This is a genomic window from Streptomyces sp. NPDC090032 (assembly GCF_044748025.1).
GTDB lineage: Bacteria > Actinomycetota > Actinomycetes > Streptomycetales > Streptomycetaceae > Streptomyces.
The window spans coordinates 635,314-661,639 of sequence record NZ_JBIVFF010000002.1 but is presented as its reverse complement, the minus strand read 5'-3'; the positions used below and the strand labels follow the sequence as shown (position 1 = coordinate 661,639).

24 protein-coding genes and 1 pseudogene are annotated in these 26,326 nt (G+C 71.4%); 17 read left to right on the top strand and 8 right to left on the bottom strand.

Going from position 1 to position 26,326, the window contains the following annotated elements; genetic code table 11:
• The first annotated feature begins 135 nt into the window (after window positions 1–135).
• A complete protein-coding gene (locus ACIPWY_RS06750) occupies window positions 136–669 on the top strand; it encodes a cupin domain-containing protein (RefSeq protein WP_362900221.1) in 534 nt (177 codons plus the stop codon).
• A 19-nt stretch (window positions 670–688) separates the two neighbouring features.
• Here the strand turns inward: ACIPWY_RS06750 and ACIPWY_RS06745 are convergent, their stop codons facing one another.
• Both ACIPWY_RS06745 and ACIPWY_RS06740 read right to left on the bottom strand, forming a co-directional pair.
• A complete protein-coding gene (locus ACIPWY_RS06745) occupies window positions 689–1,198 on the bottom strand; it encodes an HIT family protein (RefSeq protein ID WP_393698869.1) in 510 nt (169 codons plus the stop codon).
• Window positions 1,199–1,207: 9 nt separating this feature from the next.
• On the bottom strand, window positions 1,208–1,561 hold the full coding sequence (locus ACIPWY_RS06740) for a metalloregulator ArsR/SmtB family transcription factor (RefSeq protein WP_362900225.1): 354 nt from the start codon (window positions 1,559–1,561) through the stop codon (window positions 1,208–1,210).
• Between the two features lie 90 nt (window positions 1,562–1,651).
• Between ACIPWY_RS06740 and ACIPWY_RS06735 the strand changes: the two genes are divergently transcribed.
• The 5 genes from ACIPWY_RS06735 to ACIPWY_RS06715 all read left to right on the top strand — a co-directional run bounded on the left by ACIPWY_RS06735 (window position 1,652) and on the right by ACIPWY_RS06715 (window position 5,616).
• Window positions 1,652–2,737, top strand: coding sequence for a cation diffusion facilitator family transporter (locus ACIPWY_RS06735; RefSeq protein ID WP_362900227.1), 1,086 nt, complete (start codon window positions 1,652–1,654; stop codon window positions 2,735–2,737).
• A gap of 111 nt (window positions 2,738–2,848) precedes the next feature.
• On the top strand, window positions 2,849–3,292 hold the full coding sequence (locus tag ACIPWY_RS06730) for a hypothetical protein (protein WP_393698866.1): 444 nt from the start codon (window positions 2,849–2,851) through the stop codon (window positions 3,290–3,292).
• Between the two features lie 127 nt (window positions 3,293–3,419).
• Entirely contained in the window at window positions 3,420–4,076 is a 657-nt protein-coding gene (locus tag ACIPWY_RS06725) for a DUF3105 domain-containing protein (RefSeq protein WP_401532388.1), read from the top strand.
• A gap of 65 nt (window positions 4,077–4,141) precedes the next feature.
• Window positions 4,142–4,774 carry a DUF305 domain-containing protein gene (locus ACIPWY_RS06720; protein WP_393698864.1) on the top strand — a complete coding sequence of 211 codons (633 nt, stop codon included), beginning with the start codon at window positions 4,142–4,144 and terminating at the stop codon, window positions 4,772–4,774.
• A 386-nt stretch (window positions 4,775–5,160) separates the two neighbouring features.
• Complete coding sequence (locus tag ACIPWY_RS06715) at window positions 5,161–5,616, top strand: cyclic nucleotide-binding domain-containing protein (RefSeq protein WP_362900234.1); 456 nt, start codon at window positions 5,161–5,163, stop codon at window positions 5,614–5,616.
• 37 nt (window positions 5,617–5,653) lie between these two features.
• Here the strand turns inward: ACIPWY_RS06715 and ACIPWY_RS06710 are convergent, their stop codons facing one another.
• From ACIPWY_RS06710 to ACIPWY_RS06700, 3 genes are all read right to left on the bottom strand, one after another.
• Entirely contained in the window at window positions 5,654–6,997 is a 1,344-nt protein-coding gene (locus ACIPWY_RS06710; protein WP_362900236.1) for an MFS transporter, read from the bottom strand.
• Between the two features lie 57 nt (window positions 6,998–7,054).
• Window positions 7,055–8,710 (bottom strand): amidohydrolase, encoded by a 1,656-nt coding sequence (locus tag ACIPWY_RS06705; protein WP_393698861.1) that lies wholly within the window; start codon window positions 8,708–8,710, stop codon window positions 7,055–7,057.
• A 163-nt stretch (window positions 8,711–8,873) separates the two neighbouring features.
• On the bottom strand, window positions 8,874–9,770 hold the full coding sequence (locus tag ACIPWY_RS06700) for an Lrp/AsnC family transcriptional regulator (protein WP_362900240.1): 897 nt from the start codon (window positions 9,768–9,770) through the stop codon (window positions 8,874–8,876).
• A 254-nt stretch (window positions 9,771–10,024) separates the two neighbouring features.
• Between ACIPWY_RS06700 and ACIPWY_RS06695 the strand changes: the two genes are divergently transcribed.
• From ACIPWY_RS06695 to ACIPWY_RS06675, 5 genes are all read left to right on the top strand, one after another.
• Window positions 10,025–11,005: a C-terminal binding protein gene (locus tag ACIPWY_RS06695; RefSeq protein WP_362900242.1), complete on the top strand. Its 981-nt coding sequence runs from the start codon at window positions 10,025–10,027 to the stop codon at window positions 11,003–11,005.
• A complete protein-coding gene (locus ACIPWY_RS06690; protein ID WP_362900243.1) occupies window positions 11,002–11,790 on the top strand; it encodes a class II aldolase/adducin family protein in 789 nt (262 codons plus the stop codon). Before ACIPWY_RS06695 ends, ACIPWY_RS06690 begins: the two co-directional genes overlap by 4 nt.
• Before the next feature lie 210 nt (window positions 11,791–12,000).
• Complete coding sequence (pstS, locus tag ACIPWY_RS06685; protein ID WP_393698858.1) at window positions 12,001–13,140, top strand: phosphate ABC transporter substrate-binding protein PstS; 1,140 nt, start codon at window positions 12,001–12,003, stop codon at window positions 13,138–13,140.
• A gap of 157 nt (window positions 13,141–13,297) precedes the next feature.
• A complete protein-coding gene (locus tag ACIPWY_RS06680; protein ID WP_401532387.1) occupies window positions 13,298–13,861 on the top strand; it encodes a hypothetical protein in 564 nt (187 codons plus the stop codon).
• A 467-nt stretch (window positions 13,862–14,328) separates the two neighbouring features.
• Window positions 14,329–16,503, top strand: coding sequence for an FUSC family protein (locus ACIPWY_RS06675; protein WP_393699020.1), 2,175 nt, complete (start codon window positions 14,329–14,331; stop codon window positions 16,501–16,503).
• Window positions 16,504–16,639: 136 nt separating this feature from the next.
• Here the strand turns inward: ACIPWY_RS06675 and ACIPWY_RS06670 are convergent, their stop codons facing one another.
• Window positions 16,640–17,137: a peptidylprolyl isomerase gene (locus tag ACIPWY_RS06670; RefSeq protein ID WP_362900249.1), complete on the bottom strand. Its 498-nt coding sequence runs from the start codon at window positions 17,135–17,137 to the stop codon at window positions 16,640–16,642.
• 259 nt (window positions 17,138–17,396) lie between these two features.
• On the opposite strand from ACIPWY_RS06670, the gene ACIPWY_RS06665 reads away from it, so the two are divergent.
• The 4 genes from ACIPWY_RS06665 (at window position 17,397) to ACIPWY_RS06650 (ending at window position 20,747) form a co-directional block, all read left to right on the top strand.
• The gene (locus ACIPWY_RS06665; RefSeq protein WP_401532386.1) at window positions 17,397–18,800 is read left to right on the top strand and encodes a S1 family peptidase; all 1,404 of its coding nucleotides are present in this window, start codon (window positions 17,397–17,399) and stop codon (window positions 18,798–18,800) included.
• A gap of 66 nt (window positions 18,801–18,866) precedes the next feature.
• Window positions 18,867–19,331, top strand: a complete 465-nt coding sequence (locus tag ACIPWY_RS06660) for a MarR family winged helix-turn-helix transcriptional regulator (protein WP_393698852.1) — start codon at window positions 18,867–18,869, stop codon at window positions 19,329–19,331.
• Window positions 19,332–19,385: 54 nt separating this feature from the next.
• On the top strand, window positions 19,386–19,970 hold the full coding sequence (locus tag ACIPWY_RS06655; RefSeq protein ID WP_393698850.1) for a hydrolase: 585 nt from the start codon (window positions 19,386–19,388) through the stop codon (window positions 19,968–19,970).
• A 99-nt stretch (window positions 19,971–20,069) separates the two neighbouring features.
• Entirely contained in the window at window positions 20,070–20,747 is a 678-nt protein-coding gene (locus ACIPWY_RS06650; RefSeq protein ID WP_362900257.1) for an AIM24 family protein, read from the top strand.
• 54 nt (window positions 20,748–20,801) lie between these two features.
• On the opposite strand, the gene ACIPWY_RS06645 is transcribed toward ACIPWY_RS06650, so the two are convergent.
• Window positions 20,802–21,329 carry a GNAT family N-acetyltransferase gene (locus tag ACIPWY_RS06645; RefSeq protein ID WP_362900259.1) on the bottom strand — a complete coding sequence of 176 codons (528 nt, stop codon included), beginning with the start codon at window positions 21,327–21,329 and terminating at the stop codon, window positions 20,802–20,804.
• A 75-nt stretch (window positions 21,330–21,404) separates the two neighbouring features.
• On the bottom strand, window positions 21,405–23,540 hold the full coding sequence (locus ACIPWY_RS06640; RefSeq protein ID WP_393698847.1) for an NEW3 domain-containing protein: 2,136 nt from the start codon (window positions 23,538–23,540) through the stop codon (window positions 21,405–21,407).
• Window positions 23,541–23,956: 416 nt separating this feature from the next.
• Here ACIPWY_RS06640 and ACIPWY_RS06635 point away from each other — a divergent pair, with 416 nt between their 5' ends.
• Both ACIPWY_RS06635 and ACIPWY_RS06630 read left to right on the top strand, forming a co-directional pair.
• A complete protein-coding gene (locus ACIPWY_RS06635) occupies window positions 23,957–25,435 on the top strand; it encodes an esterase (protein ID WP_362900263.1) in 1,479 nt (492 codons plus the stop codon).
• A gap of 241 nt (window positions 25,436–25,676) precedes the next feature.
• Window positions 25,677–26,262 (top strand): annotated as a pseudogene (locus ACIPWY_RS06630) (tetratricopeptide repeat protein); the annotation flags it as partial.
• Between the last annotated feature and the right edge of the window lie 64 nt (window positions 26,263–26,326).

The window sequence follows — 26,326 nt, the reverse complement described above, 5'->3', positions numbered from 1 at the left end:
GAGGGTTCAGGCACGGCACCGACCGGGCCGGGAACACCCTGGTCCCCGTCGCCATCAGCACCCACACCGGCGCGCGCCCGCCGCGCTCCGCGCCGGACCACCGGCGACGGCCCGCCCACGACGAGCAGGACTGCCATGGCCGCACCTTCACACGCCGGCGACTCCCCCGAGCGCGACGCTTTCCACCCCGACCTGCCGGACCATGACGCGCCGCTTCCGTTGCGCGCCCGGCTGCACCACATCCGCGCGGGCGAACTCGACGGCGACACCGCGCAGACGGGCGGAATGAGGCGCTTCGCGGCGATCAGCGGGAGCACGGTCGGCTCCGAGCGCATCTGGATGGGCCAGACGCACGTGGCCCCCGCCACCGCCTCCTCCAACCACCACCACGGGGCTTCGGAGACGGCGATCCACGTGGTGAAGGGCCACCCGGAGTTCGTGTTCCTGGACGACTCCACCGGCACCCCGGAGGAAGTCAGGCTGCGCACGGCACCCGGCGACTACATCTTCGTACCGCCCTACGTCCCGCACCGCGAGGAGAACCCGAGCCCGGACGAGGAGGCGGTCGTGGTGATCGCGCGCAGCACACAGGAGGCGATCGTCGTCAACCTGCCGGAGCTGTACGTACTCGACCAGGATCCCGACCAGGATCCCCCGGCGGGGAACTGACACCACGTCACCACCATGGTCACCTGGGCGGCCCGGGGCGGAGATGAGCCCGTAGTTCACGCGCCATCCCGTCCGCCTCGCCGTCCGTCACCCACTCCCCCTCCGGCCGGCCGAGCATCGCGAAGACGCCGGGCCCGCGGCGCTCCTGCGGGAGGCCGGGCGGCCTGGGCACGATGTGGAAGTGCACGTGCGAGAAACCTTCGGCCTCAGCGAACTGCGCCACGTAGGTCTTGTCGCAGCCGGTCACGCTCCGCAGCGCGCGGGAGAGCCGGACCTGCCAGGCGCCCAGCGTCGCGGCCTCCGCGTCGGTGAGGTCATGGACGGCAGTGACGTGGCGTCGCGGCAGCAGCACCAGCCAACCGGGCAGCGCCGTTCCGATGGCGTGGACCACCCGCCAGTGCTCGTCGAAGGCGATGCGCTCGCGTGGCGGCAGGCCGGCGAACCGTGCTTCCGTGCCGCATGGGTAACAGCCCTGATCCGTCATGCCCTGACCCGTCATGCCCTGATCCGTCATGCCCTGATCCGTCATGCCGGGATCCTAGGAGCCCGACCCGCGCCTTCCATGGTCCGCGAGGTTGAGCGCCTCGCTCACCAGGCGTCGCAGATGCCCGTCGGGCAGCGCGTAGATCATGCGACGCCCCTCCTTGCGGACGGTCACGAGACCCGCGAGGCGAAGTTTCGCCAGATGCTGGCTGACGGCGGGCCGGGCCGTACCGCATGCCTCGGTGAGCGTCGTGACGTCGGCCTCGCCCGTGCCGAGTGTGTGCAGCAGAACGAGACGCGTGCGGTCGGCGAGGAGTCCGAGGAGTTCGGCGGCGTAGGTCAGTTGCGCATCGCTCGGGTCTTGCGGGTGCGCATCATGCGCAGGTGACAGGTGCATGCGTGCGCTCATACGCACATAATGGACGGAGGCGCCTTATGGTGTCCAGCTCTCACCCGATCCGATCCGTCAGCCTCCACCCCGTCCAGGAAGGCCCGACTCTTGAGCCCTCAGCACGGACACGCGCCCCACGACGGCCCGCATCACCACGGCCACGACCACGACCACGGACACGGACATGTCCACGGCTCCACGCCGGAAGCGGCTCGTTGGCGGCACCGGCTCGCGCACGTCCTCACTCCGCACTCCCACGAGGCCGCCGACAAGACCGACCGGGCACTCGAAGCCTCGGCTCAGGGGCTGCGCGCCCTGTGGACCTCGCTGGCCGTGCTGGGGGTGACCGCGGCGGCCCAGGCGGTCGTCGTCGTGCTCTCGGGTTCGGTCGCGCTGCTCGGCGACACGGTCCACAACGCGGCGGACGCGCTCACCGCACTGCCGCTCGGCGTCGCCTTCGTCCTGGGCCGGCGGGCCGCCAACCGCCGCTTCACGTACGGATACGGGCGCGCCGAGGACATCGCCGGGCTCGTCATCGTCCTGACCATCGCCGCCTCCGCGGCCTTCGCCGCGTGGACGGCCGTGGACCGGCTCATCGACCCGCGCGACATCACGTACCTGCCGGCCGTGGCCGCGGCGGCCGTGATCGGGTTCCTCGGCAACGAATGGGTCGCCCGCTACCGCATCCGCGTCGGCCGCGACATCGGTTCCGCGGCGCTGGTCGCCGACGGACTGCACGCGCGTACGGACGGGTTCACCTCGCTGGCGGTGCTCATCGGGGCGGGGGGCGCCGCCCTCGGCTGGCGGCTCGCCGACCCGATCGTGGGCCTTGCGATCACCGCCGCCATCCTTCTCGTGCTGCGCGACGCCTGCCGTGAGGTCTTCCGACGGGTGATGGACGCCGTCGACCCGGCCGTCGTGGACCGCGCCGAGCAAGCCCTGGTCCACGTACCCGGAGTGCTGGCCGTCGGCGAACTGCGGATGCGCTGGATCGGGCACCGGCTGCGCGCCGAGGTCGCCATCGTCGTGGACGGAACACTCAGCGTGCGCGCCGCCCACGAAGTCGCGGTCGCCGCGGAGCACGCCCTGCTGCACGCCGTCCCCAAGCTCACCGGCGCACTGGTGCACGCCGACCCGGCGCCCGACCCCGGCGTACCCGACCCGCACGCGGCACTCGCCCACCACACCTCGTAGACACCACACCTCATCGTCACTACACCTCGTAGACGCACACCTCGTAGAGACCGCGGTAGTTCGCCCCCTGGCCAACTGGGCGCTCACAGGCACCGCTTAACATCACCGGTGATGACCGGAAGCAGGACGCAGCGTGCGAGGCGCGGCGCGTGGTGGGCCACGCGGGTCGCGGCGCTCTGCCCTGCCCTGGGCATGCTGCTCGCGGCGCTGGTGATGTGCCTGGGCCCCGCGGCCCACGGCGCGGACGGCTCTCCGCCCGCAGTCGCCTCCGCCACGGCTGTCACCTCGACTCAGCACCACATGCAGTCCTCCACACACCCAGACGGTGTCGAGACCGTCGCGCGCCGGAGCGACTGCCCGGCCGGGGACACCTGCTGCGACCCGGTGTCCCGGGGTGTACGCGCGGTGCTCTCCGCTCCCGCGCAGCCCCACTCGGCAGTGCTGCCCCGGATCCCCGCCGCCGCGATGCCGGATCCCCCGCCTCCGGGCCCCGCCGGTCTCCCGCCCGCCGTTACGGCCACCGATCTCCACGTCCTCCAGGTTCAGCGGACCTAGGCCGATGTCGGGGCTGGCGCCTGTCGCCCCGCCCGCCGCACGCGCGCCCGCGCACACCACGACATCGCCCACCCGTCCCGCAGAACCGCCGCGCCACGACACCGCACGGCGGCGAGGAGTCATACCCATGAGCAGAACCAGCAAGAAGGCCGCGGCCACCGCGCGCAAGACCCGTCTCGACGAGATGCGCCGCGCTCAGCAGGCCCGCGACCGGCGCAACCGCATCATCACGATCACGCTCAGCACGGTCATCGTCACCGGGCTCGTCGGCTTCGGCGCCTACGCCGTGAACAGCGCGAACGACAAGGACGACCAGCAGACGGCCGCGGCGAAGAAGCCAGTGCGGGGCGTGAAGAGCTGGGACGCGAAGAAGCTCGGCCGCAACCACGTCACCAAAGCCGTCACGTACGGGATGAATCCGCCCGTCGGCGGGGACCACGACCAGGCCTGGATGACATGCGACGGCACCGTCTACACCAAGGCCATACCGAACGAGAACGCCGTGCAGTCCCTCGAGCACGGTGCGGTCTGGGTGACGTACAACGGCAAGGCCGGTGACAGCGATGTCGCGAAGCTCGGCGAGAAGGTCGCCAAGACGCCCTACTCGCTGATGAGTCCGGTCGACGACCAGGCCGGTCCGGTCATGCTGTCCGCGTGGGGCCACCAGCTCACCGTCGACAAGGCCTCGGACCCGCGGGTCGAGCAGTTCTTCACCAAGTACGTGCAGGGTGCGCAGACACCCGAACCCGGCGCCGCCTGCACCAACGGCCTGGAGGGGAGCTGACGACGGCTTCGGCGGATGCCGCCGAGTCCGGCGAGGCGGCCGGGCGCTCCGCTCCCGTCCGGCTGTTGTTCGCAGGTGCGGCGGTCCTGGTCGCCCTCGCTCTGGCTCAGTGGGTTCTGGCCACCCCTGGCACTGGCGCCGGAGAAGGGACATCGGCCGGGCCGCCGGCCGTCGGCTCCGCGGACGCGGGCTTCGCCCGGGACATGGCCGTCCACCACCAGCAGGCGGTGGAGATGTCGTTCGTCGTCCGCGACCGTACGGACGGCGAGGAGGTGCGCCGGCTCGCGTACGACATCGCCAACACCCACCAGCGCGGCATGCTGCTGGGCCTGCTCGACCTGTGGGGGCTGCCGAAGGTCTCGCCGGACGGCGGTTACATGGCATGGATGGGCGGTAGTCACGCGCATGACCACGGGGACGACGGGAGTGCCGCGAAGAGTGGCGCGCTCATGCCCGGCATGGCCACCGACGCCGAGCTCGACCGGTTGCGCAAGGCCGACGGCAAGGACGCCCAGGTGTTGTACCTCCAGCTGATGACGGCGCATCACATGGGCGGAATCGGCATGGCGAGCGCCTGTGCCCAGCAGTGCGAGGTCCCGGTGGAGCGGCGACTCGCGCAAGGCATGGTCGACGCGCAGGAGTCGGAGATGAAGCTCATGGCCGACCTGCTGCGGGCGCGCGGTTCGTCGCCTCGCTGACGCGGAGAGGGGCCGTCCCGTCGCCCCCGGGACGGCCCCTCTCCGTCGCTGCCAGAATGGCGGTGAACCTGTCACCGGGCTCCGGCTCCGGCTCCGGCTCCGGCTCCGGCTCCGGGGTGACGCTCGACCTGACTGGAACCACACCGCCCGGTACCTGTACGAGCTGGGCGCGGACGCCGACCGCATCGGATACGGCGGCAGGACGCCCCTGGACATCGCACGCGAACAGGGCGCCACGGATGTCGTCGAGTGGCTTTCCGCTGTCGCTACGAAGCCGGTGAGTGGCTCTGCGTAGTCCGTGCAATTCGGTGCCGCCCCCAGGGTGCTCAATCGGCCCGTGGCGGCTCCAATGGAAGACGGGGAACCTCGGCGAGGAGGCCTGTTCCATGACGAACGCGACGCGACTGCTGACCGCCCTCCCTCACGCGCACCGCGAACGGCTGATGACGCTCGCCAAGGAGGTGTCGTTCGACGAGGACGAACGGATCTTCGAGGAGGGACACATCGCCGACCGGTTCTGGGTCGTGCGCTCGGGCGCTGTCTCGCTGGACCAGCAGGTCACCGGGCACAGGCGGGTGACCGTCGCCTCGCTGGGCTCGGGTGATCTGCTCGGCTGGTCCTGGCTGTTCCCGCCGCACCAGTGGGACTTCGGGGCCGTGGCGTTCAGCCCCGTGCGCGCCTACGAATTCGACGCGCAGGCGGTGCGCGAGCTCTGCGACGCCGATCCCGCGCTGGGCATGACCCTGATCCGCACCGTCGCCGAGATCCTCGCGTACCGGCTCGGCGCGACTCGCGCCAAGCTCATGGAGCAGTACTCCATCCACCGGACGCAGCCGATCTGACACCGGCCGCGTCCGGACCGCGCACCGCCCTCGCCCCTCAGACCCCGCTCGCCACCTCCCGTTCCTTCACCGCGCCCGCGCCCTCCCCCGCCCGCGGCACCCGCAGGCGCCGGAGCCGGGCTGTGCACCAGATGCCGATGGCCGAGATGACCATGAGCATGAGTGCCGTCGGCCAGTAGTGGCCGCCCGCGACGGCGGCGAGCGAGATCGCCGCGAGCGGTGCCAGGCCGCCGAAGACCATGTTGCAGATCTGGTAGGACAGCGAGATGCCGGTGTAGCGGACGTGCGGGGCGAAGCCCTCCGCGAGGATCGAGGCGATGGGCCCGTACAGCGCGGACATCACCAGGCGCATGGCCAGCATCATCAGCCAGATCAGGACGACGCTGCCGGTGCCGAGGACCATGAACTGCGGAACGGCCAGGACGATCACGCCGGCCAGGCCCGCGATGACGACCTTGTGCGGGCCGACCCGGTCGGCCAGCCAGGACAGCCACGGTGTGACCAGGAGTTCCAGGAAGGCGGCCAGGGTGAGGCCGTTGAGGAGCATCGACTCGGACAGGTGGAGGTCGCCGGTGCCGTACGAGAGCAGGAAGCTGGTCACCACGTAGTAGCCGCCGGTCGCGGTGGCCAGGGCGAAGACGCCGATGAGGACCGTGCGCCACGCCTTCTGGAAGACCTCCACGACGGGCAGTTTCTGCTCGGTGGCGGCTTCCGCCTCGCGCACCTCGGACATGACGGGCGACTCCTCGAGCTTCACCCGTACGACGAGGCCGACGATCACCAGGACCGCAGACGCCAGGAACGGCACGCGCCAGCCCCAGCTCATGAACGCGTCGTTGCCGAAGAGGTTCATGAGGCTGAAGGCACCGGTCGACAGCAACGCGCCCACGGATGAGCCGAGTTGGGCGAACGAGCCGAAGAACGCGGCCTTGCCCGGCGGGGCGTTCTCCACCGCGATCAGTACGGCACCTCCCCACTCGCCGCCGATCGCGATGCCCTGGATGAGGCGCAGCGTGATGAGGAGCACCGGCGCCAGCGCGCCGACCTGGGAGTAGGTGGGGAGCAGTCCGATCGCGAACGACGCGACGCCCATCATCATGAGCGTGATGACGAGGGTCTTCTTGCGGCCTACGCGGTCGCCGATGTGGCCGAAGACGATGCCGCCGAGCGGGCGCAGCAGGAAGCCGACGGCGAAGGTCGCGAACGCCGAGAGGGTCTTGAGGTAGGGCGACATGTCCGGTGGGAAGAACACGTCGTCGAAGACGATCGCCGCCGCGGTGGCGAAGGCGTAGAAGTCGTACCACTCGATGGAGGTGCCGGCGAGGGCCGCGAAGGCGGCTCTGTACGGGCTCTGTCGCGTGGTGGCGGGCTGTGTCGGCATGAAGCCTCCGGGGACAGGAGAGGCGGAGAAGGGGAGAAAGCGGAGGGAGCGGACGGGTCAGCGGCCGGGGGCGGCCCAGGCGCGGGCGCCGCCGATCCAGGTCTCGCGCACGCCGATGGAGGCGAGTTCGGCCGGGTCCGCGGTGAGCGGGTCGCTGTCGAGGACCACGAAGTCGGCGAGCATGCCGGGGGTCAGGGCGCCGACCGCGTGTTCGCGGTGCAGGGCGGCAGCGGCCGCCGCGGTGTGGGCGTGCAGGCCGTCCGCGACGGGCATGCGCAGGGACGCGTCGCCGAGGACGGTGCCGAGTACGGTGCGCCGGGTGGCCGCCGCGGAGATCGCCTCGAGGGGGGCGGGCGGTGCGACGGGCGCGTCGGAGCTGAAGACGACGGGCACGCCCGCGGCGAGGCAGGTGCCCGCCGGGTTGTAGCGGTGGCCGAGGTCGCCGACGGCGGTGAGCGTGCCGTCGCCGGTCCGCAGGTGGTGCTGGGGCTGCATGACGGGTACGACGCCCAACTCGCCCATGCGGACGATCTGTTCGTCGGTGGGCAGACCGGAGTGCTCGATGCGGTGGCGGATGCGGGGGCGCTCGCGGTCGGCCTGTGCCTTCTCGACGGCGTCGAGCACCATGCCGATGGCGAACGGGGACTGGGCGTGGGTGGCGGTCTGCAGGCCCGCACGGTGGGCGCGGCCGACGAGTTCGGCGTACTCCTCGGCCGAGTGGTAGAGCTGACCGTGGTGGCAGCAGTCCGCCGCGTATCCGTCGGGGAAGTACGCGGTCCAGCCGCCGAGTGTGCCGTCGGCGTAGAACTTCACGCCCTGGACGCGGAAGTGGTCGTCGCCGAAACCGTTCACGACGCCCAGGTCGAGCGCGGTGTCGAGGAGCGCGGACGTGAGGTAGGCGGAGACGCGCAGGCGCAGGGAGCCGTCCTGGCGTGCCCGCAGATAGGTCTCCATCTCGCGGCGGGACGCCTGGGCGTCACCGACGGTGGTGACGCCGGCCGCGAGGAAGACCTCCTGGGCACGCAGCAGGTGGTCGGCCATGATCGCGTCGGGTTCGGAGAGATGGAAGTTCGGTCCGTGGTTGCCGATCTTCACGCCGCCGGGCCCGGTGAGCAGGTCGCAGGCCGCGTCCCAGAGCTGTCCGTCGGGTTCGCCGGAGGGCAGCCGGCCGATGCTGCCGCCCTCGGGGTCGGGGGTGCCCGCGGTGACGCCACAGGTGCGCAGGGTGTGGGAGTTGACGACGCCGCCGTGGCCGGAGGCGTTCATGACGTACACCTCGCGGTCGGTGGCGACGCGGTCGAGGTCGTGGCAGGTGGGGTGGCGGCGCTCGGCGAGCCTGCGGTGCTCGTAGCCGAAGCCGCGCACGGGGACCCCGGCGGGGAGTTCGCGGGCGGCGTCGGTGAGGACGGCTACGAGGGTCTCGATGTCGGGGACGCGTTCGGGCCGGCAGTCGACCCAGGCCAGCGCCTGTCCGTACATCACCGGGTGGCAGTGGGCGTCGACGAAGCCGGGGTGGACGAGGCCGCCGTCGAGTTCGAGGCGCTCGTCGATCCGGCCGCCGAGCGCGGCGCGCGCCTCGTCGGCGGTGCCGACGTGGACGACGCGGCCGCCGCGTACGGCGAGGGCCTCGGCACGTACGGGTGTTCCGACGGCGGCGACCGCCGCGCCGGTCACCAGGAGCGTGCGGTCGGCGTCATCGAGAGGGTGGTGCATGAAGGGGCCTGCTTTCGACCGTGGGACGACCATGAGGGCAGCCGCACACAGACAGGGCGCGGCAATTGATTCGTTCGCATGGACGATAAGCAACCGACGTTGACTTGACCAGGTGTACTGGCTGGAAATTTTTCGGAAGTCTAGACAGGTCTCGACCTACGCATCATCCGGCCGACGGATCCTCGTAGCGCTCCTTGATGAGTTCCAGGTGCACCCAGCTCTCCACCGAGCGCACGCCCTTCACGGCCCGCATGTCCTCGACGGCCGTCCGGATCGCCGCGATGGAGTCCACCGTGATCGTGCCGACCAGGTCCGCGCGCCCCATGCAGGACGACAGGAAGGAGACCTGTTCGCGGTCCGCGAGGCGCCCGGCCACCTCGTCACGCTCCGCCTCGACGCGGACCGCGAAGCCGCACAGGATGCCGAGGCCGAGGAGTTCGGGGCGCACCAGCGCGAGGACCTTCGCGACGCCGCCGTCGAGCAGCCGCAGCGTGCGCGCGCGGGCCGCCCCGGCCGACAGGCCGACCCGCTCGGCGAGCTCGGCGAACGGGAGGCGGCCGTCGGCCTCCAGCTCGCGCAGGATGAGCTGGTCGGTCTCGTCGAGTTCCGTGACGGCCGGCTCTCCCGCGAGCAGATAGGGGTCCTTGAGGTGGCGGGTGGAGATCAGCGGGTCCACGACGTCGACCCCCGGCAGGGAGCGGACGCGTTCGATCGCCCGGTCCAGATCGGTGATCCCCTTCGTGCGCAGCTCGGCCATGACCGCATAACCCCCGGCGGTCAGCGTGACGAACGGAGCCTCGGGCATGGCGGCGATGGCGCGCGCCACGGGCCCGGCAGGCCCGCGGACGCCGATCGACAGATGCGCCGACGCGGTGAGACCCCGGAGGGCGGGATGCACGACGGCCGCCACCCGCACACCGCCGCCGTCGAGCAGCCGCTGGACGCGGGCCCGGGTGGCGGGCCGGGAGAGGCCGACCCGCTGCGCGAGCGTCTCGTACGTCAGACGGCCGTCCGTCTGCAGCTCGCGGACGACGGCGAGGTCGATGTGGTCCAGGTCCACCGGGGCTTCCCCTCAGCTCGGCTGCCCGGGCGCGGCCGCACCCGGGGTCGGCGCCCATTGTCGACCACGGGAACACGGGTGCCGGACACCCGTGACACGCGTCACAGACGCCCGTCTCGTGCGGGCTGGACAATTATGGAAGACGAAACGTAACCTCAACACCGAATCGACCGACGAATCATTCGTCGCTCCGAGTTCGTCGCCCTGAGGTTCGACGCTCTGGGTCCGTCGCTCCAAGTGTGGGGAGAATTGGGATGGGTCAGCCCGTGGCGGTCTTCACCGACCCCGAGGAGCTGGATGTCGAACCGGGCGCGCGCCTGCTGCGCGACGCGGGCTTCGAGGTCCGCGTGGTCGGAAGTCGCGACCCCGGGAGGATCGCGGCTGCCGCGCACGACGCCGAGGCCCTGATCGTCGGCTACGCCCCCGTGGACGCGACCCTCCTGGACCGGCTGCCGACGCTGCGCATGCTGGCCACGATGTCCGCCGGCTACGACATGGTGGACACCGCCGAGGCCCGCCGGCGCGGCCTGTGGGTGAGCAACCTGCCGCACGCGGCCACCGAGGACGTCGCCGTGCACGCGCTCGCCGCCGCCCTCTCCCTCGTACGGCACCTGCCGCACGCCGACGCCACGGTGCGGTCCGGCGGCTGGAACACGGAGTTCGGTGAACTTCCGCGCAGAGCCAGCGAGTTGACACTCGGCCTGGTCGGGTTCGGCCGCATCGCGCGCGCCGTCGCGCGGATGGCGGCTCCCGTCTTCGGCCGCGTGGCCGCCTTCGACCCGCACGCCGACCCGGCCGGCTGGCCGCCCGAGGTCGACCGGCTCGGCCTCGACGAGCTGGTGAGCGGCGCCGACGTACTGTCCCTGCACACCCCCCTCACCCCGCAGACCCACGGCCTCGCGGACGAGGCCCTGCTTGCCCGGATGCGGCCGGGCTCGTTCCTCGTGAACGTCTCGCGCGGCGAACTCGTCGACGCCGACGCGCTGCTGCGCGCGCTGGACAGCGGGCATCTCGCCGGGGCCGCGCTCGACGTGTTCCCGGTCGAACCGCCGCCCGCCGACGACCCGTTGCGCACCCACCCGCGCATCCAGCTCTCCCCGCACAGCGCGTTCCTGTCCGACGCCTCGCAGCGCGCGTACGTGTGCGCGCCCGCCGAGAACGTCATCGCCTGGTACCGCACCGGCCGCCCGCTCACGCCCGTGGTCGACCCGACCCTCGAAGGAGCCGTCTCGTGACCGACCTGCTGACCCCCGCCGCCGATCAGGACGCCGCGCAGACGGAACTGCGGCTGCGCCGCGAACTCGCCGCCGTCTACCGGCTCGTGGCCCACTTCCGCATGACCGACCTGATCTTCACGCACATCTCGCTGCGCCTGCCGGGCCCGGACCATCACTTCCTGATCAACCCGTACGGGCTGCTCTTCGAGGAGATCACCGCCTCCAACCTGGTCAAGATCGACCTGTCCGGGAACCCGGTCGAGCCGACGTCCTATCCGGTCAACCCGGCCGGGTTCGTCATCCACAGCGCGATCCACGCCGCACGCGAGGACGCCCACTGCGTCCTGCACACGCACACCAAGGCGGGCTGCGCCGTCGCCGCGCAGCAGGGCGGCCTGCTGCCGCTGAACCAGATGTCCATGGAGTTCCACAACCGGGTCGGCTACCACGACTACGAGGGCGTGGCGCTCAACCTGGACGAGCAGAAGCGCCTCGTCGACGACATCGGCGGCCACCCCGCGCTGATCCTGCGCAACCACGGCCTGCTCACCGTGGGCGACAGCGCGGCCCAGGCGTTCCTGCGCATGTACTACCTGGAGAAGGCCTGCGAGATCCAGGTCACCGCGCAGGCCGGCGGCGTGCCGCTGACCGTGCCGTCGCCGGAGGTGTGCGAGTACACCGCCCGGCAGCTCGCGGGTGAGGCGGAGGCCGACTCGGACTTCCAGGACGAGGACGCCTACGACCTTGCGTGGGCGGCGATGCTGCGCCTGCTGGACCGGATCGCACCGGACTACAAGGACTGAGCGAGGACTGAGTAAGGACTGCTCAAGGACTGCGCGGGGACTGCGTCGGAACTGAGCGGCAGCGGAAGATGACGGCGGGGCCCGCGTCGGGCCCCGCTCGCCCTTCGTACGGTGGCACTTCGCCTGCAGTTCACCTTCACGTCACCGCATGACCGCCATGCTCGGAAATGATCTGTGCTTCCGATCGCGGTTTCATCAGGGGGAACGACAGTGCAGAGCGCCCGTGCCAGACGTCTCATCAAGCGGAGCGTTCCGGTCGGCGCGGCATCCGTCGCGGCCGCGCTCCTGCTCGCGGGGTGCGGAGCGGGCGGCGCTGGTGGCCCCGACGACTCCGCGTCCTCGGCAGGTGCGTCCCCCGTCGCCGACATCGACTGCGCCGGCAAGAGCCAGGTGCCCGGCTCGGGTTCCACCGCCCAGCAGAACGTCATGAAGTTCTGGATCGACCAGTACCAGCGCGCCTGCCCCGGCGTCCAGATCGCCTACAACCCGCTCGGATCGGGCGCCGGCGCCGCCCAGTTCCTGCGCGGCGCGACCGCGTTCGGCGGCTCGGACAGCGCGCTGAAGCCCGAAGAGGTGGAGCTGTCGAAACAGACGTGCACCGGCGGCCGGGCCATCAACCTGCCCATGGCGGGCGGCCCCATCGCGGTCGGCTACAACCTGCCCGGCGTCGACGACCTCGTCCTCGACGCCGCGACCCTCGCCGGGATCTTCGACACCCGGATCACCACCTGGGACGCCCCTCAGATCCGCGCGCTCAACCCCGACGCGGAACTGCCGTCGACCCGCATCCGCCCGGTGCACCGCTCGGACGACTCGGGCACGACGCAGAACCTTCAGGCCTACCTCGCGGGAGCCGCCCCCGCAGCCTGGCCCTACGCGGCGGAGAAGTCCTGGCAGGGCAAGGGCGGCGGCTCGGCGAACGGCTCCAGCGGCGTCGTCTCCGAGGTCAACTCCTCGTACGGTTCGATCGGTTACTTCGAGCTGTCCTTCGCGGCGACCAGCCAGGTACCGACCGTCCGTATCGACACGGGCGCGGCGCTGCCCGTCGCCCCGTCGCCGCAGTCCGCGTCCGCCGGGATCGCCGCGGCCCGCGTCGCCGGCGAGGGCAAGGACATGTCGCTGAAGTTCAGCTACGGCCACTCGGCCGCCGGGGCGTACCCGATCGTCCTGGTCACGTACGAGATCGTCTGCGACAAGGGCAACCGGGCCGCCACGCTCCCGGCGCTCAAGTCCTTCCTCACCTACACCGCGAGCGACGAGGGACAGCAGGCGCTGACCCGGATCCACTACGCGCCGCTTCCGGACACGGTCGCCACCCAGGTGCGGCAGACGGTGCAGTCCCTGTCCTGACGTCCGCGAGGCCGCGCCTTCCAAGCACTTGGGCGCCCAAGTACGCTGAGATCACCGGGAGTTCGCGAGTCAGAGTGTGACGCCCCGTTCCCCTCATCGCCGGTGAGTGTCACCATGCGGAGCCCGGGCATGTCCCGCGGCCCGACGGGAGGCTCGTATGGCTGAGGTGTACTTGCGGCGGCTGTCGCGGTGGCAGGCGGAGCAGCAGCGGGACGCCGTCGCCGACGTGTACGTCTCGGCGTACCACGGGGCCGCGGGGACCGAGTACCGCGACCGGCAGGGGTTCCTGGGCCGGTTCGAGAAACACGGTCAGCGTCCCGATTTCGACATGGTGGTGGCCGACTCGGGCGGGCTCGTCGGCTGCGTCTACGGGTACCGGGCCGCCCGCACCGGTGACTGGTGGGCCGGCTTCCGGGGTGACCTGCCGGCCGAGTTCGAGGAACTCACCGCGTCCGGCCGGGCGTTCGTCCTCGCCGAGCTGATGGTGGTGCCCGCCCATCGGCGCCACGGTGTCGCGACGGACCTGCGGACACTGCTCCTGGCCCGCCACGAATCCGATCTCGTCGTCGCGGCGGTGAGCCTGCCGGACCCCGCGGGCACCGAGGCGCCGGGCTCCACCCTGCTGCGCTCCTGGGGCTGGCTGGACCTCGGCACATCGGGCCCCGGCGACGTACCCGGGGCGCACGACCGGCAGGTGTGGGCGCGCAGGCCGCTGAGGTGAGCGCCTGCCCCTCCCCCGATGTGCGATCTACAGCCTCTCCCCATGAGGCTGGACATCACCGTTCTCGTCGTGGACCGGGACACCTCGGGCGGACGCCTGTCACTGAGCGCGGGCCGCGCTCGACGCGTTCCTGGCAGAGCTGTTCCGGCTGTGCCTCGACGATGCCGACACGGGCACAGGCTGGGGCGAGGTCGTGACCGAGGCGTCCCGGAGCGGCCGTGGCCTGATCGGCCTCCCTGTCTGACGGCACGTGACGACCCGCGACGACGCGAGCTGGCCGTCCCGTACCCCCTCCCACCTCCTAAGACCGGCTGCGGACCGCGGTTGACGCGCATGGGATGCTGAGGCGTCCGCGGATCATGGCTGGATCAGGAGGGTGCGGCAGAGTGAGCGCAGTGACACGGCTGACGGGGATCGGTGGCACATGGGACCGGTTCGTGGCGTCCGATCCGGGGCTGCTGCGGCTGATGGCGGGGCTGCGGACGGTCGGCGCGATCGCGCTCACGCTTGCCGTCCTCGCGGCGTTGCACACCGATGTGACACACATGGTCGCCGGCGCCATGGCCGCGATGGTGGCCACCTTCGCGATCAGGGAGAAGGACGTACGCGGCCAGGCGGTCACCCTCGCCCTGGGCCTGCCCGTGGCGCTCGCGGCGGTGTCGCTGGCCGCGCTGCTGCACAATCAGGTCGTCGCGGGTGACCTCTTCTTCATCGCGCTGATCTTCGGCGCCGTGTACAGCCGCCGCTTCGGTGACCGCGGCACCGCGCTGGGCCTGATCGGCTTTCAGATCTACTTCGTCTCCCTGTTCGTGAGCGCGACGGTGTCGTCGCTGCCACAGCTGTACGCGACGCTGGCCATCGCTTTCGCGTGCAGCGCTGTCGTGCGCTTCGCGGTCGTGCCGGAGACACCGGAGCGGGTTCTCGGCCGGCTGCGTGACGCGTTCAGGGCGCGGCTCGCTCAGCTGGTCGACACACAGGCGGAACTGCTCGACGCCGAACCGGATCAGCTGGAGAAGGTCCTCGACGACCTGCGGCGGGGCACCGCCCGGCTGCACGAGACGGCGCTGATGATCCAGGGCCGGCTGGAGGAGGGCACCCGGGACTCGGCCACGGCCTCCCTCGTGCAACGCAGGGTCGCCGACGCGGAGATCGCGGCCGAACGGCTCGGCGTCCTGCTGCTCAACGCCCGCAGCGCGGAGCGCGCCGACACCCTCACCCTGCACCTGCCGCACGCGCCGGTGCCTGCGCCGTCGAAGCGCCTGTACGGCGACGACGACGCGACCGTGACCCTGCGCCGCGACCTCAGCGCACTCCACCTGCTCGTCGCCCGCCCGGTGTCGGGCGAGCGCGGGACGGCGCTCGCCCACGTACGCAACCGGCTGCTCGCGTACCGCGACGAGGACAACCTGCCGCGTGGCTCCGCCGCCGTGCAGGACGTCTTCCGCGGGATCGGTGAGGCGGCGCGCGCCGTCATGGGTCTGCGGCTCGCCCTCGACGGGCCGCAGGACGAGTCCGACGACACCCCGGCGACGACGCGCTCCCGCGAGGAACTCGACGCCGAGGACATCGCGATCACGGGCTCCGAGAAGGACGAGGACGACACGGACGACCGCAGCGGGCTCCAGCGGCCCACGACGCGGGCCGCGTTCCAGGTCGCGGTGGGCTCGTCCCTGGCCATCGTCGGCGGCGAGTTCCTGTCCAGTCAGCGCTGGTACTGGGCGGTCCTGACGTGCTGGGTGGTCTTCCTCAACACCGCGTCCACGGGCGAGATCCTGGTCAAGGGCTACCGTCGGCTCCTCGGGACCGTGCTCGGCGTGGTCGCCGGTGTCGCGCTCGCGGGCGTGGTCGGCAACCATACCTGGACTGCCTTCACTCTCGTCCTGGTCTTCATCTTCGCGATGTTCTTCACGGCGCCGCTGTCGTACGCCCTGATGTCGTTCTTCGTCACCGCGATGCTGGGCCTGCTCTACACACTCCTCAACACGTACAGCCTGGACGTGCTCGTCCTGCGGATCGAGGAGACGGCGCTCGGCGCCGCGTGCGGCATCGTCGCCGCGGTGCTCGTGCTGCCGGTGCACACGGACCGCCGTACCGACGAACTCCTCAGTACGGTCCTGGTCAGGCTCGGTGACGTCGTGTCGGCCGCAGTGGAGCAGCTCAGCGGCGGACCCGCGGTCGACCTGCTCGACAAGGCGCGGGACCTGGACACGGCCCTGGAAGATCTGCGCGCCTCCACGAAGCCGCTGACGCACCCGATCACGCCGCTACGGGTGCGACGCCAGACGGCCCGCTATCTGGTGGCACTCCTGGAGACCTGCGCCTATCACGCCCGTTCCCTGGCGGCGACGGCCGAGCTCGTGCCGTACAGCAAGACCATCGCGGCGGATCCGCGGCTCGAACGGGCCGGGGTGCGTATCGCGCACAACATCGGCGTGATCGACGCGCATGTGCGGGACGAGAAGACCGGCGGGGAGGTCGAGGCGGGCGCGAGCATCGCCGCGATGCTGGAGGCGGACGGGACGGGAGCACTGCGCTCGGGAACGGTCACGTACCGCGTGCTGCGGCATCTCCAGCGCCTCGACGAGGGAGTCACGGGTCTCGCACGGCCGCTCGACGTACCGGTCGCGGGGCGCCGGCGCTGAGCCGCTGACGGGTTTCACGAGGACTGATACCTGGTACGGAGCGGGCCGGGGCGGCCTGATCGGCTGCCCCGGCCCGCTTCGACCGTGTCCGTCCGCCGGCTTTCGAGTGGCCGGCGGTCAGACGTCGTTCCGGAGGCTAGAGAACGCCGGACTCGGAGATGGTGACCTTCGCCGAGGGCGCGCCGCTGCGGGAGCCGAGGGACTCGATCTTCTTGACGAGCTCCATGCTGGACTCGTCGGCGACCTCACCGAACACGACGTGCTTGCCGTCGAGCCAGTCGGTCACGATCGTGGTGATGAAGAACTGCGAGCCGTTCGTGTTCGGGCCCGCGTTGGCCATGGAGAGCAGGCCCGGCTTGGTGTGCTTGAGCTGGAAGTTCTCGTCGGCGAACTTCTCGCCGTAGATGCTCTTGCCGCCCGTGCCGTTGCCGGCGGTGAAGTCGCCGCCCTGGAGCATGAACTGCGGGATGATGCGGTGGAACGACGACCCCGCGTAGCCGTAGCCCTTCTCGCCCGTGGCCAGGGCACGGAAGTTCTCCACCGTCTTCGGGACGACGTCGTCGAAGAGGTTGAAGCTGATGCGCCCGGCGGGCTTGTCGTCGATGGTGATGTCGAAATATGCCTTGATTGCCATGGCGACATCCTTGCACTCCCCATGGCCCGCTCGCCCCTCGGGCCGGGCTTTCGCAGGTCGTACAGGCCGCGCGTCCACTCGATCGGCCCGCCCCCGGACCGGCGGCCGCTCAGCTGCGGGCACGGCGCCCCGCTGAACGAGGCGCCGTGCCCGTACGTACGTGAGCGAGGGGACGGGTCGGTCATCACTCTCAACGCCCGTTCCCCTCAAGGTCGTTGACCTGTTGCCCGTACACCGTTTCGCACGTTGGGGAGTCTGGATGAGGCACGCGCGACGCACCGCCCGGCGGATCACACGCCTTGCTGCCGTCGGCGGCCTGCTCTGCGGAAGCCTGCTGGTCACGCACGCGCTGGCGAGCGAACCAGGCGCTTCCGGCACTTCTGGCGCTTCCGGCGTTTCCGGTCCGTCCGTCCCGGTGGGCGAACGGCTGGTGGCCCAGCTCGGCACCTCCCGTACGGCGGGCAGCTGGCTCGGCGCGGACGGGCGGACGGTGGTCGCGGTGACCGACGCGGACGCCGCGGCGGACGTGCGCCGTGCCGGGGCGCGGTCCGAGGTCGTGCGTCACAGCATGCGGGACCTGCGCTCGGCCGCCGCGACACTGCGGGCGGCCCCCCGCGTGGCCGGTACGGCATGGGCGATGGACTACGGCTCGAACGAGGTCGTGGTGCGGGCCGATTCGACCGTCTCCGCCGCCGCCTGGTCGCGGCTGGCCGGTGTCGCCAAAGCCATCGGCGCGTCCGTCCGCATGGAGCGGACGCCGGGCACGTTCACCCCGCGCGTCGACGGCGCCGCCCCGATCTTCGCGAGCGGCGGGCGCTGCTCCGCGGGCTTCGACGTGACCGACGGCCGGGACGCGTTCCTGCTGACCGCCGGACACTGCGGCCCGGTCGGCACGACCTGGTTCGCGCGACCGGGCGACGCCACGACGCTGGGCACCACGGTGAGCGGCACGTTCCCCGGGAACGACTTCTCTCTCGTGCGTTACGAAGACGGGGCAACGCCGCGCGCTCAAGGTGACGTGGTCGCCATCGGCGGCGGCCGTGGCGTACGCATCACGGGGGCGGCCGACCCGGTGGTGGGCCAGCGGGTCTTCCGCAGCGGCAGCACGACGGGGCTGCACTCCGGCCGGGTGACCGGCTTGAACGCGACGGTGAACTATCCCGAGGGCACGGTCACGGGCCTCATCCAGACGACGGTGTGCGCCGAACCCGGCGACAGCGGCGGCCCCCTGTTCGCGAACGGGCTCGCGCTGGGCCTGACGTCGGGCGGCAACGGGAACTGCGACGCCGGGGGCACGACCTTCTTCCAGCCCGTCGGAGCAGCGATGAACGCCCTCGGCGTACGCCTGACCGGCACGTCCGCGGACGACGGGCCGGAGGCGGGCGCCCCGGGTGAGGGCGGGACGGGTACGGGAGTGGATGCAGGTACGGGTACGGGTGCAGGCACAGGTACGAACTTGGGCAGGGCCACCGACACCGGGGCCGGCACAGGCACCGGCACCGGCACCGGCACCGGCCCGACCGCCGCGCTCTCCCGGGTCGTGAACACTCGGAGCGTCGGGCCTGGCCTGCTGGTCATCGGAGGCAGCCTGATCGCCCTGGTGGCGGCGCGCTCCATACGTTCGTCACGGCGGGGACGCAGGGCCTGGACCTCCGGGGTCTGAAGTGAGGCAATCCCAGGTCTTCAGCCCAGACTGGACAGTTTGGGCTGAAGGTTTTAGCGTGGACGCATGGACAACGCCGAGGGCCTCCCCAACGTCGAGGGCATCTCAGAATCCGCGGACCGCGCCGCGCGTGAACTGCGCGTGATGTTCAGCCGCCTCCGGCGCCGCCTGAAGGAGGTGTCCGACAGCCAGGACCTCACCCCGTCCCAGGTCTCCGCGCTCAACCGGCTCAGCAAGGCGGGGGCCGCCACGGCCAGCGGTCTCGCCGCCTCCGAGGGCGTCCGGCCGCAGTCGATGGCCGCCACGCTCGCCGCGCTCGACCAGCGCGGACTGATCGAGCGCCGGCCCGACCCCGAGGACGGCCGCCGTCAGGTGGTCACCCTCACCGACACCGGCCGCGAGAGCGCCGAGGGCACCCGGCAGGCCCGCGGGGAATGGCTCGCCCGCACCCTCCAGGACCATTACTCGGAGGAGGAGCGCCTGACCATCGTCACCGCTCTGACCCTGCTGGAACGGCTCACGGAAGCCTGACCGCAGCGCCCGTCTCCACCCAAGCAACCGATCCACCGAGAAAGGCCCCCTCCCATGGCTCTCACCACCCTCGACGACCGCACCGCCCTCGTCGTCGTCGACCTCCAGAACGGCATCGTCGGCGCACCCACCACTCCGTACACCGGCCCCGAAGTAGTCGCCCGCTCGGTCGAGTTGGCGGACGCCTTCCGCTCTCACGGCCTGCCGGTCGTCCTCGTCCGCGTCAGCGCCGCCCCTGACGGCGCGGATGCCGTACCCGGGCGCAACGAGACTCCGCGGCGTACCGGCGCCATGCCCGAGGGCTGGGACGTCATCGTGGACGAACTGTCCGGCCACCCCGAGGACATCACCGTGACGAAGCGCAACTGGGGCGCCTTCTTCGGCACGGACCTGGACCTCCAGCTGCGGCGGCGCGGCATCACTCAGGTCGTCCTGACCGGCGTCGCCACCAGCATCGGCGTCGAGTCCACCGCCCGCGCCGCCCACGAGCACGGCTACCACGTCACCCTGGCCACCGACGCGATGACGGACCTGGACGTCGAGGCACACCACAACAGCATCGAGCGGATCTTCCCGCGCCTCGGCGAGACCGGTACGACCGGGGAGATCACTGAACTCCTGGCGAAGACCCGCTCCTGACAAGCGAGTTGAGCCCCGACGGGCGCCCCGCCCGTCGGATTCCGGCCGGTACGCCGCCCGGCCTTGGCGGAACCGATCCGTCCGGGAAAAGATGCCCGCATGAAGGGTGATCTCTTTTCCAGCGAGCACGTCGTACAGCCCGCCTCCGCGCCGGGAATGACCGCGCAGAACGCCAAGTCGATCCGCTACGCCGTCGACGGCGACATGATGGCCCGCCAAGGCGCGATGATCGCCTACCGCGGGAACCTGCAGTTCGAGCGCAAGGGCCAGGGCATGGGCGGCATGCTCAAGCGCGCGGTCACCGGCGAGGGACTGCCGCTGATGACAGTGCGCGGGCAGGGCGAGGCCTGGTTCGCGCACGAGGCGCAGAACTGCTTCATCGTCGACGTCGAAGCGGGCGAGGCCCTGACGGTGAACGGGCGCAACGTCCTGTGCTTCGACTCCACACTGTCGTACGAGATCAAGACCGTGAAGGGCGCGGGCATCTCCGGCGGCGGGCTGTTCAACAGCGTCTTCACCGGGCAGGGCCGACTGGGACTGGTCTGCGAGGGGAACCCCCTGGTCATCCCCGTCGCGCCGCAGCAGCCGGTGTTCGTCGACACCGACGCGGTCGTGGGCTGGACCGCCCATCTGCACACCTCGCTGCACCGGTCGCAGTCCATCGGGTCGATGATCCGCGGCGGTTCGGGCGAGGCCGTCCAGTTGAAGCTGGAGGGCGAGGGGTACGTCATCGTACGTCCCAGCGAGGCGACGCCGCAGAAGGCCCAGCAGCACTGACGCCGTGCCGTCCCTGCGCACGGAGAGGTGACGGCCCCGAGATCCGGTGAGCCGTCACCTCAGGGTGCGCTGCCACCTGACTTCGCCGTCGTGCATCCGGTCCGTGGGCGCCAGTCCGCAGGCCTTGGCGACGGTCGCCGACGCGACGTGGTCCGGGTGGACGTGCGCGACGACGGTGCGTACGCCCTGCTCGCCCAGCCAGTCGACCAGTCCGCGCGCCGCCTCCGTGGCGAGGCCGCGGCCCTGCCACGGCACGCCGACGACCCAGGCGATCTCGGCTTCGAGCCCGTCGTCGCCGGGGCCGACAGTGGCCTGGACCGTCCCGGCCAGACGTCCTTCCTCTCTGATCCGGAGCACCCAGTTGCACCAAGAGACGGCCGGGTCCGGGGAGCCCGTGACCAGACGCCCGTAGCGTTCGCCCAGCTCCGGCGGTGTCAGCGGTGCGCCGCCGATGAACGTGTGCAGAGCCGGGTCCCCGAGGACCACGGCCATCTCGTCGGCGAACTCCGCCTGAAGCGGCAGCAGTTCGAGCCTTTCGGTAGCCATGGCCGTCGCCGTCACGGGTTCGCGGAGTCTGTCCATCGCGTCACCGTACGTCCACGCCGGTGCGCCGGACACCGCGACCTGCGGCATCCGGCGCACCGGCCCACCCCGGCTCTACTGAACCGTGATCGCGAACACGTGGATAGCGTCCGCGTCGGGCAGGGTGACCGTGCGGATCGTCTTGCCCGCGGTGAGCGGGACCGAGTTGCCGAACAGCTTGTAGCCGGTGCCGAAGTTGGCGGGGCCGGTCGGGGTGTTGCGGTGGTCGGACGTGGCGACGGTCGTCGCGCCGTACTCCGTGCCGGCTGTGCAGCACCAGTTGGGGAAGCCGAGGCTGCCCGTGCTCGTGGTGCCGTCGGTGTAGGTGACCTTGACCTGGCCCGAGGCGAAGCCGGCCTCCGCGCCGAGGAACCAGAGCTTGGAGCCGCTGCCCGTGAGGGTGATCGACTGGCCGGCGAGTTCGACGTTGTTCGGGGTGCCCGGCTTGGCGGCCGGGAAGGTCCAGGTCACACCGTCCTTGCTGACCTTGGCTCCCGGGGTGACCCCGGCCGCGGCGAGGGCCTGCGCCGAGTAGCTGTCGCCGCCGCCGTCGAAGTTGCCGGTCGTGTAGTTGCCCTCGGCGGGCGGCGCCGCCTCGTTGGTCACGCCGACGTTGTTGAAGGCGGCTTCCAGGCTCGGGTACGGCACTTCGGTGACGATCGACGCGCGTCCCGACGCGGTACCCTCACCGGCGCCACCCGCGCGGTAGCGGGCCGTCGCGGTCAGGGTCGTGACGGTGGTGCCGGGCTCGGCGTCGGGGCCCTTCGCGGTGATGGTCGCCGTGGCGGAGCCGCCCGGCCTGACCTTGCCGAGGGACACCTTCGACGTGCTGAGGCGCCAGCCTTCCGGGGCGCTGATGCGCAGTTGCGCGCCGGTGAGTCCGGTCGGGCCGTGGTCCGCGAGGCCGACCTTCCAGGTCGAGGTGGCGCCTTCGCCGCCGGTCCGTGTCCAGGTGATGGCTGTGGCGGGCTGCACACGGTGGGCGGTGCCGGCGTGGACGCGGTACAGAACGGTCGCGTGGGCGGGCACGTTCGCGGCGATGGTGCCGGTGGTCTGGGTGGTCCGCTTCGACCAGAGGTCCTTGAGGAGGTACGAGGCTCCGTCGGGCAGGCCGGCCTTGGCGGCCGTCGTCGTGATGGTCCGCGCCTCGTCGGACGAGTTGAACAGGGCCACGGCCCGGTCGCCGTTCGCGAGGGGCTTGGACAGGACGTCGTAGCCGTCGCCCTGCTGGACGATGCGGCCCTGGAGGCCCTTGGTGTCCTGGTCGACGGCGATGACGTCCTTGTTGCCGAGGACGGCGAGCGCTTCGGGCGAGGCCTTCGTCAGGTCGGTGCTGGAGATGAGCGGGGCGGCCATCACGGACCACAGCGACATCTGGCTGCGGATCTCGTCGTCGGTCAGCCGGGACTGCCCGGCGAGGAGGAAGTCGGGGTCGTTCCAGCGGCCCGGGCTCTGCAGGTCGGCCAGCGGCACGTTGTAGGCGTAGTTGTACTTGATGGAGGCCCACTTGCCGCGCGCCGAGGACGACTCCATGGCGACGTCGGCGCCCTCCCGCCACAGATTGCCGACCTCCGCGGACCAGGAGATGACGTGGTGCCAGTCCTTCTCGCCCTCGAAGTAGGCGGGAGCGGAGACGGAGTAGACGATGGGCCGGCCGGTGTCGAGGAGCGCCTGGCTCATGTCGCCGTAGAGCTTGTGGTAGACGTCGTCCGCGCTCTGGCCGGTGGGGACGGGCACGTTGCAGCCGTCCAGCTTCAGGTAGTCGACCTTCCACTTGGCGAAGAGGTCGGCGTCCTGCTTGATGTGGCCGTACGAGCCGGGGTAGCCACCGCAGGTGGCCGTGCCCGCGTCCTCGTAGATGCCGAACTTCAGGCCCATGGCGTGCAGTTGCTCGCCGACGTAGGCCATGCCGTGCGGGAAGCGGGTGGGGTCGGGGACGAGGTTGCCGTCGGCGGCGCGGGTGTGCGTCATCCAGCAGTCGTCGGTGGTGACGGTGTCGTAGCCCTTGGCGGCCAGGCCGGAGGAGACGAGCGCGCGGGCGTTGGCGAGGACGGTTTCCTCGCTGATGTCGCAGCCGTAGTAGGACCAGTTGTTCCAGCCCATGGGCGGGGCCGGGGTGAGGTTGGGGTAAGGGGTGGCCGCCGCGGCGGCCGGTGCGGCGGAGGGTCCCGCGAGGCCACCGAGCGCGAGCGCCGTGGCGGTGGCGGCCACGGACAGGGCGCGAAGGGCGCGGGCCCGGCCGCGGCGCGAGGGGTGCGGGGAAGTGCGGCGCCGTGCGGATCTGTGCTCTCTGTGAGCTCTCCCGGACAAGGGATCTCCCGTCTACGAGCGTCTACGAGCGCGCCGGGGATGACGCGACGGGGACACCGTGCCGAGGGAAGTTCGTTGCTGCAAGATGTATGGCGATTTCTTGCACAAACAATCAACCACTGGGGTAGTTCGGCGTCATGTGCACCAATTCGCCCTCACCGCCTGCCAGTTGACCTCCCGAAGGTCCATGAACCGGAGGCAAACTCCCGTACAACCCTTCCCCCTCACGCGCTGCCAAACAGGGCGCCGGACAAGGAACGGGCCCTTTCCGGACACCCCCCGCGCTGCCCGGCCGTCCTTCTCCTCGGGAGCCGCTCGTGCGCAAGAACCGTTCCGCCGCCCTGGCCGCGGCGTCATTCCTCCTTCTGTCCGGCGCGGCCATCGCCACCGCCCCCTCCGCCTCCGCCGGAACCCCGGGCGGCACGCACGCCAATGACCGCAACAGCGATTTCAACGGCGACGGTTACGAGGACGTCCTCGTCGGCGCGCCCGGCGCGACGGTCAGCGGGAAGAAGGGCGCCGGCCTCGTCACCGTGCAGTACGGGTCGTCTAGGGGCATCGGGACCACCGACGTCGCCCGCTTCAGCCAGTCCACCTCCGGTGTGGCCGGCGCGGCCGAGACCGGTGACGCGTTCGGGAAGGCCGTGGCCACGGGCGACCTGGACGGGGACGGCTACGACGACGCGATCGTCGGCATCCCCGGCGAGGACATCGGTACCACCGCGGACGCGGGCGGAGTGGCCGTCCTCTGGGGTTCCAAGACCGGCCTGACCGGCGCCGCAAGCGACTGGCTGGAGACCCAGGAACCCACCGCCGGCGAGAAGTTCGGCGCCGGCATCACGGCGGCGCACTTCACGAACGACACGCCGGGCGATGTCCTCGCCGTCCTCGACCGCGACGACCTGGAGCTCTTCGCCTACGACTCCGCGCCACAGCCCGCGTCGAAGGCACCGCTGGAGCGCCGCTCGACGAGCCGCCTTTCCGAACTCGCCGACGAGCGCGACATCGTGCCCTCGTCGCTGACCTCCGGGGACTACGACAACAACGGCTTCGCCGACCTCGTCGTCTCGGGCGTGACAGCGGGCTCGGAGCCGGGCCACGGCTGGTCGTCGTACCTGTCCGGGCACGCCGACGGGCTGACGTACGAGCGCGATCTGCGCGGCGGACCCGTCGCGGCCTCGGGCGACATCGACGGCGACGGATACGACGACCTGGTGACCGGTGAGCCCAACTCCCCCGACGACGGCGGCGCTTCGATGACCGGCGGCCTCGTGGGCGTGCGCCTCGGCGGCCCCGACGGGCCTTCGCCCGACGTGCAGTGGTGGACGCAGGACTCCGCGGGCGTGCCCGGCACCGCCGAGCGCGGTGACGGCTGGGGCACCGATCTGTCCGTCGCGGACACGAACGGGGACGGGTACGCCGACGTGGCGATCGGCGCGGCCGGCGAGGACATCGGCACGGTCGCCGACGCGGGCGCGGTGTGGGTGCTGCGCGGGGCGTCGACGGGCCTGACCGCGACCGGCGCGCAGTCCTGGGACCAGAACTCGGCGAACGTGCCCGGCGTGCCCGAGAAGGGCGACAAGTGGGGCGGTCAGGTCCGCCTCACCGACCCGAACCGCGACGGCCGCTTCGGCCTGCTCGCCGCGGCGCCGGGCGAGAACACGAACGACGGTGTGGTCTGGGTGTTCTCGGCAGGTTCCGGCGGCGTCACGGCCTCCGGCTCGTGGACGTACGGCGCGGGCTCGCTCGACGCGCCGTCCACGGACGCGCTGTTCGGGGCGGCGATCGACGAGTAGCGCGACCGACGAGCAGGGCCATCCAGGAAACAAGGACCAGGCCGCCCGCCTCCCCACCCCCTCGGAGACGGGCGGCCTTCCGCACTTCCCGTACATCCATGTGATGACCGGCCGACGCCCGGTAGCACTCAAGTCGTACCGCACAACACATACGTGGACGGATCCGCCGGGACCCTCGCCGCTCGTACGTTCTTGATCAGAACGCAGCGGCACGACGGGACCGGCGAAGGGACACGGCTACATGTACGGAAAGGCATTCGCCCCGGAGTATCAGGGCGAGTTGCGCACGACCCTCGGGGTGAACTCCTCCTACGAGGACGTGCGCGCGGCGGCGGGCCGGTCCCTCGACACGGCGGGCAGCCCCCTGGAGCGGGCCCGCGCGGCACTGGCGCTCGCCGAGGCGAACCGGCGGCTCGGCCGCGTACGCGTGGCGCGGCAGCTATCGCAGCGCGCGGACCGCCGGGCACACGGGGGCGATGGCGTGGGCGCTGTGGAGCGGCGGCACGCTCGCCCGCCAGTGCGGCTCGCTGCGTCTGGCACGGCGCCTGCTCGGGCACGCCGTGACCCTGGCCGCCGGCAGCGACGACCGGCTGGCCCACGGCTACGCCCTGGCGGGCCTGGCGGAGACCGGACGGATCCAGGGCGACTACGCGGCGGTCGCCGCCCTCCACGAGGAACTGCTCGAACAGGGCCGGTCCCACGGCGAACCCCGGCACATGGTCTGGGCGATGTCCGGCATCGCCCAGATGCACCGCAACACCGGCGACCACGCAAAGGCCCTGGAACTGTTCGAGGAGTCGGTCCGGGTGGCCACCGAGGCGGACGACGGGGCCGCCGCGGGAAAAATTCCCGGGGCCGGCCCCCTTCGAGATCATCCGTGCGTCAGCGGAC

Excerpts from the sequence above, each read along its gene's own strand:
- ACIPWY_RS06745 (WP_393698869.1), bottom strand. The coding sequence starts at position 1,198 with ATGACGGATCAGGGCATGACGGATCAGGGCATGACGGGTCAGGGCATG.
- ACIPWY_RS06665 (WP_401532386.1), top strand. The coding sequence starts at position 17,397 with ATGAGGCACGCGCGACGCACCGCCCGGCGGATCACACGCCTTGCTGCC.
- ACIPWY_RS06705 (WP_393698861.1), bottom strand. The coding sequence starts at position 8,710 with ATGCACCACCCTCTCGATGACGCCGACCGCACGCTCCTGGTGACCGGC.
- ACIPWY_RS06645 (WP_362900259.1), bottom strand. The coding sequence starts at position 21,329 with ATGGACAGACTCCGCGAACCCGTGACGGCGACGGCCATGGCTACCGAA.
- ACIPWY_RS06730 (WP_393698866.1), top strand. The coding sequence starts at position 2,849 with ATGACCGGAAGCAGGACGCAGCGTGCGAGGCGCGGCGCGTGGTGGGCC.
- ACIPWY_RS06710 (WP_362900236.1), bottom strand. The coding sequence starts at position 6,997 with ATGCCGACACAGCCCGCCACCACGCGACAGAGCCCGTACAGAGCCGCC.
- ACIPWY_RS06715 (WP_362900234.1), top strand. The coding sequence starts at position 5,161 with ATGACGAACGCGACGCGACTGCTGACCGCCCTCCCTCACGCGCACCGC.
- ACIPWY_RS06680 (WP_401532387.1), top strand. The coding sequence starts at position 13,298 with ATGGCTGAGGTGTACTTGCGGCGGCTGTCGCGGTGGCAGGCGGAGCAG.
- ACIPWY_RS06670 (WP_362900249.1), bottom strand. The coding sequence starts at position 17,137 with ATGGCAATCAAGGCATATTTCGACATCACCATCGACGACAAGCCCGCC.
- ACIPWY_RS06695 (WP_362900242.1), top strand. The coding sequence starts at position 10,025 with ATGGGTCAGCCCGTGGCGGTCTTCACCGACCCCGAGGAGCTGGATGTC.
- ACIPWY_RS06660 (WP_393698852.1), top strand. The coding sequence starts at position 18,867 with ATGGACAACGCCGAGGGCCTCCCCAACGTCGAGGGCATCTCAGAATCC.
- ACIPWY_RS06740 (WP_362900225.1), bottom strand. The coding sequence starts at position 1,561 with ATGAGCGCACGCATGCACCTGTCACCTGCGCATGATGCGCACCCGCAA.
- ACIPWY_RS06750 (WP_362900221.1), top strand. The coding sequence starts at position 136 with ATGGCCGCACCTTCACACGCCGGCGACTCCCCCGAGCGCGACGCTTTC.
- ACIPWY_RS06675 (WP_393699020.1), top strand. The coding sequence starts at position 14,329 with ATGGCGGGGCTGCGGACGGTCGGCGCGATCGCGCTCACGCTTGCCGTC.
- ACIPWY_RS06655 (WP_393698850.1), top strand. The coding sequence starts at position 19,386 with ATGGCTCTCACCACCCTCGACGACCGCACCGCCCTCGTCGTCGTCGAC.
- ACIPWY_RS06650 (WP_362900257.1), top strand. The coding sequence starts at position 20,070 with ATGAAGGGTGATCTCTTTTCCAGCGAGCACGTCGTACAGCCCGCCTCC.
- ACIPWY_RS06725 (WP_401532388.1), top strand. The coding sequence starts at position 3,420 with ATGAGCAGAACCAGCAAGAAGGCCGCGGCCACCGCGCGCAAGACCCGT.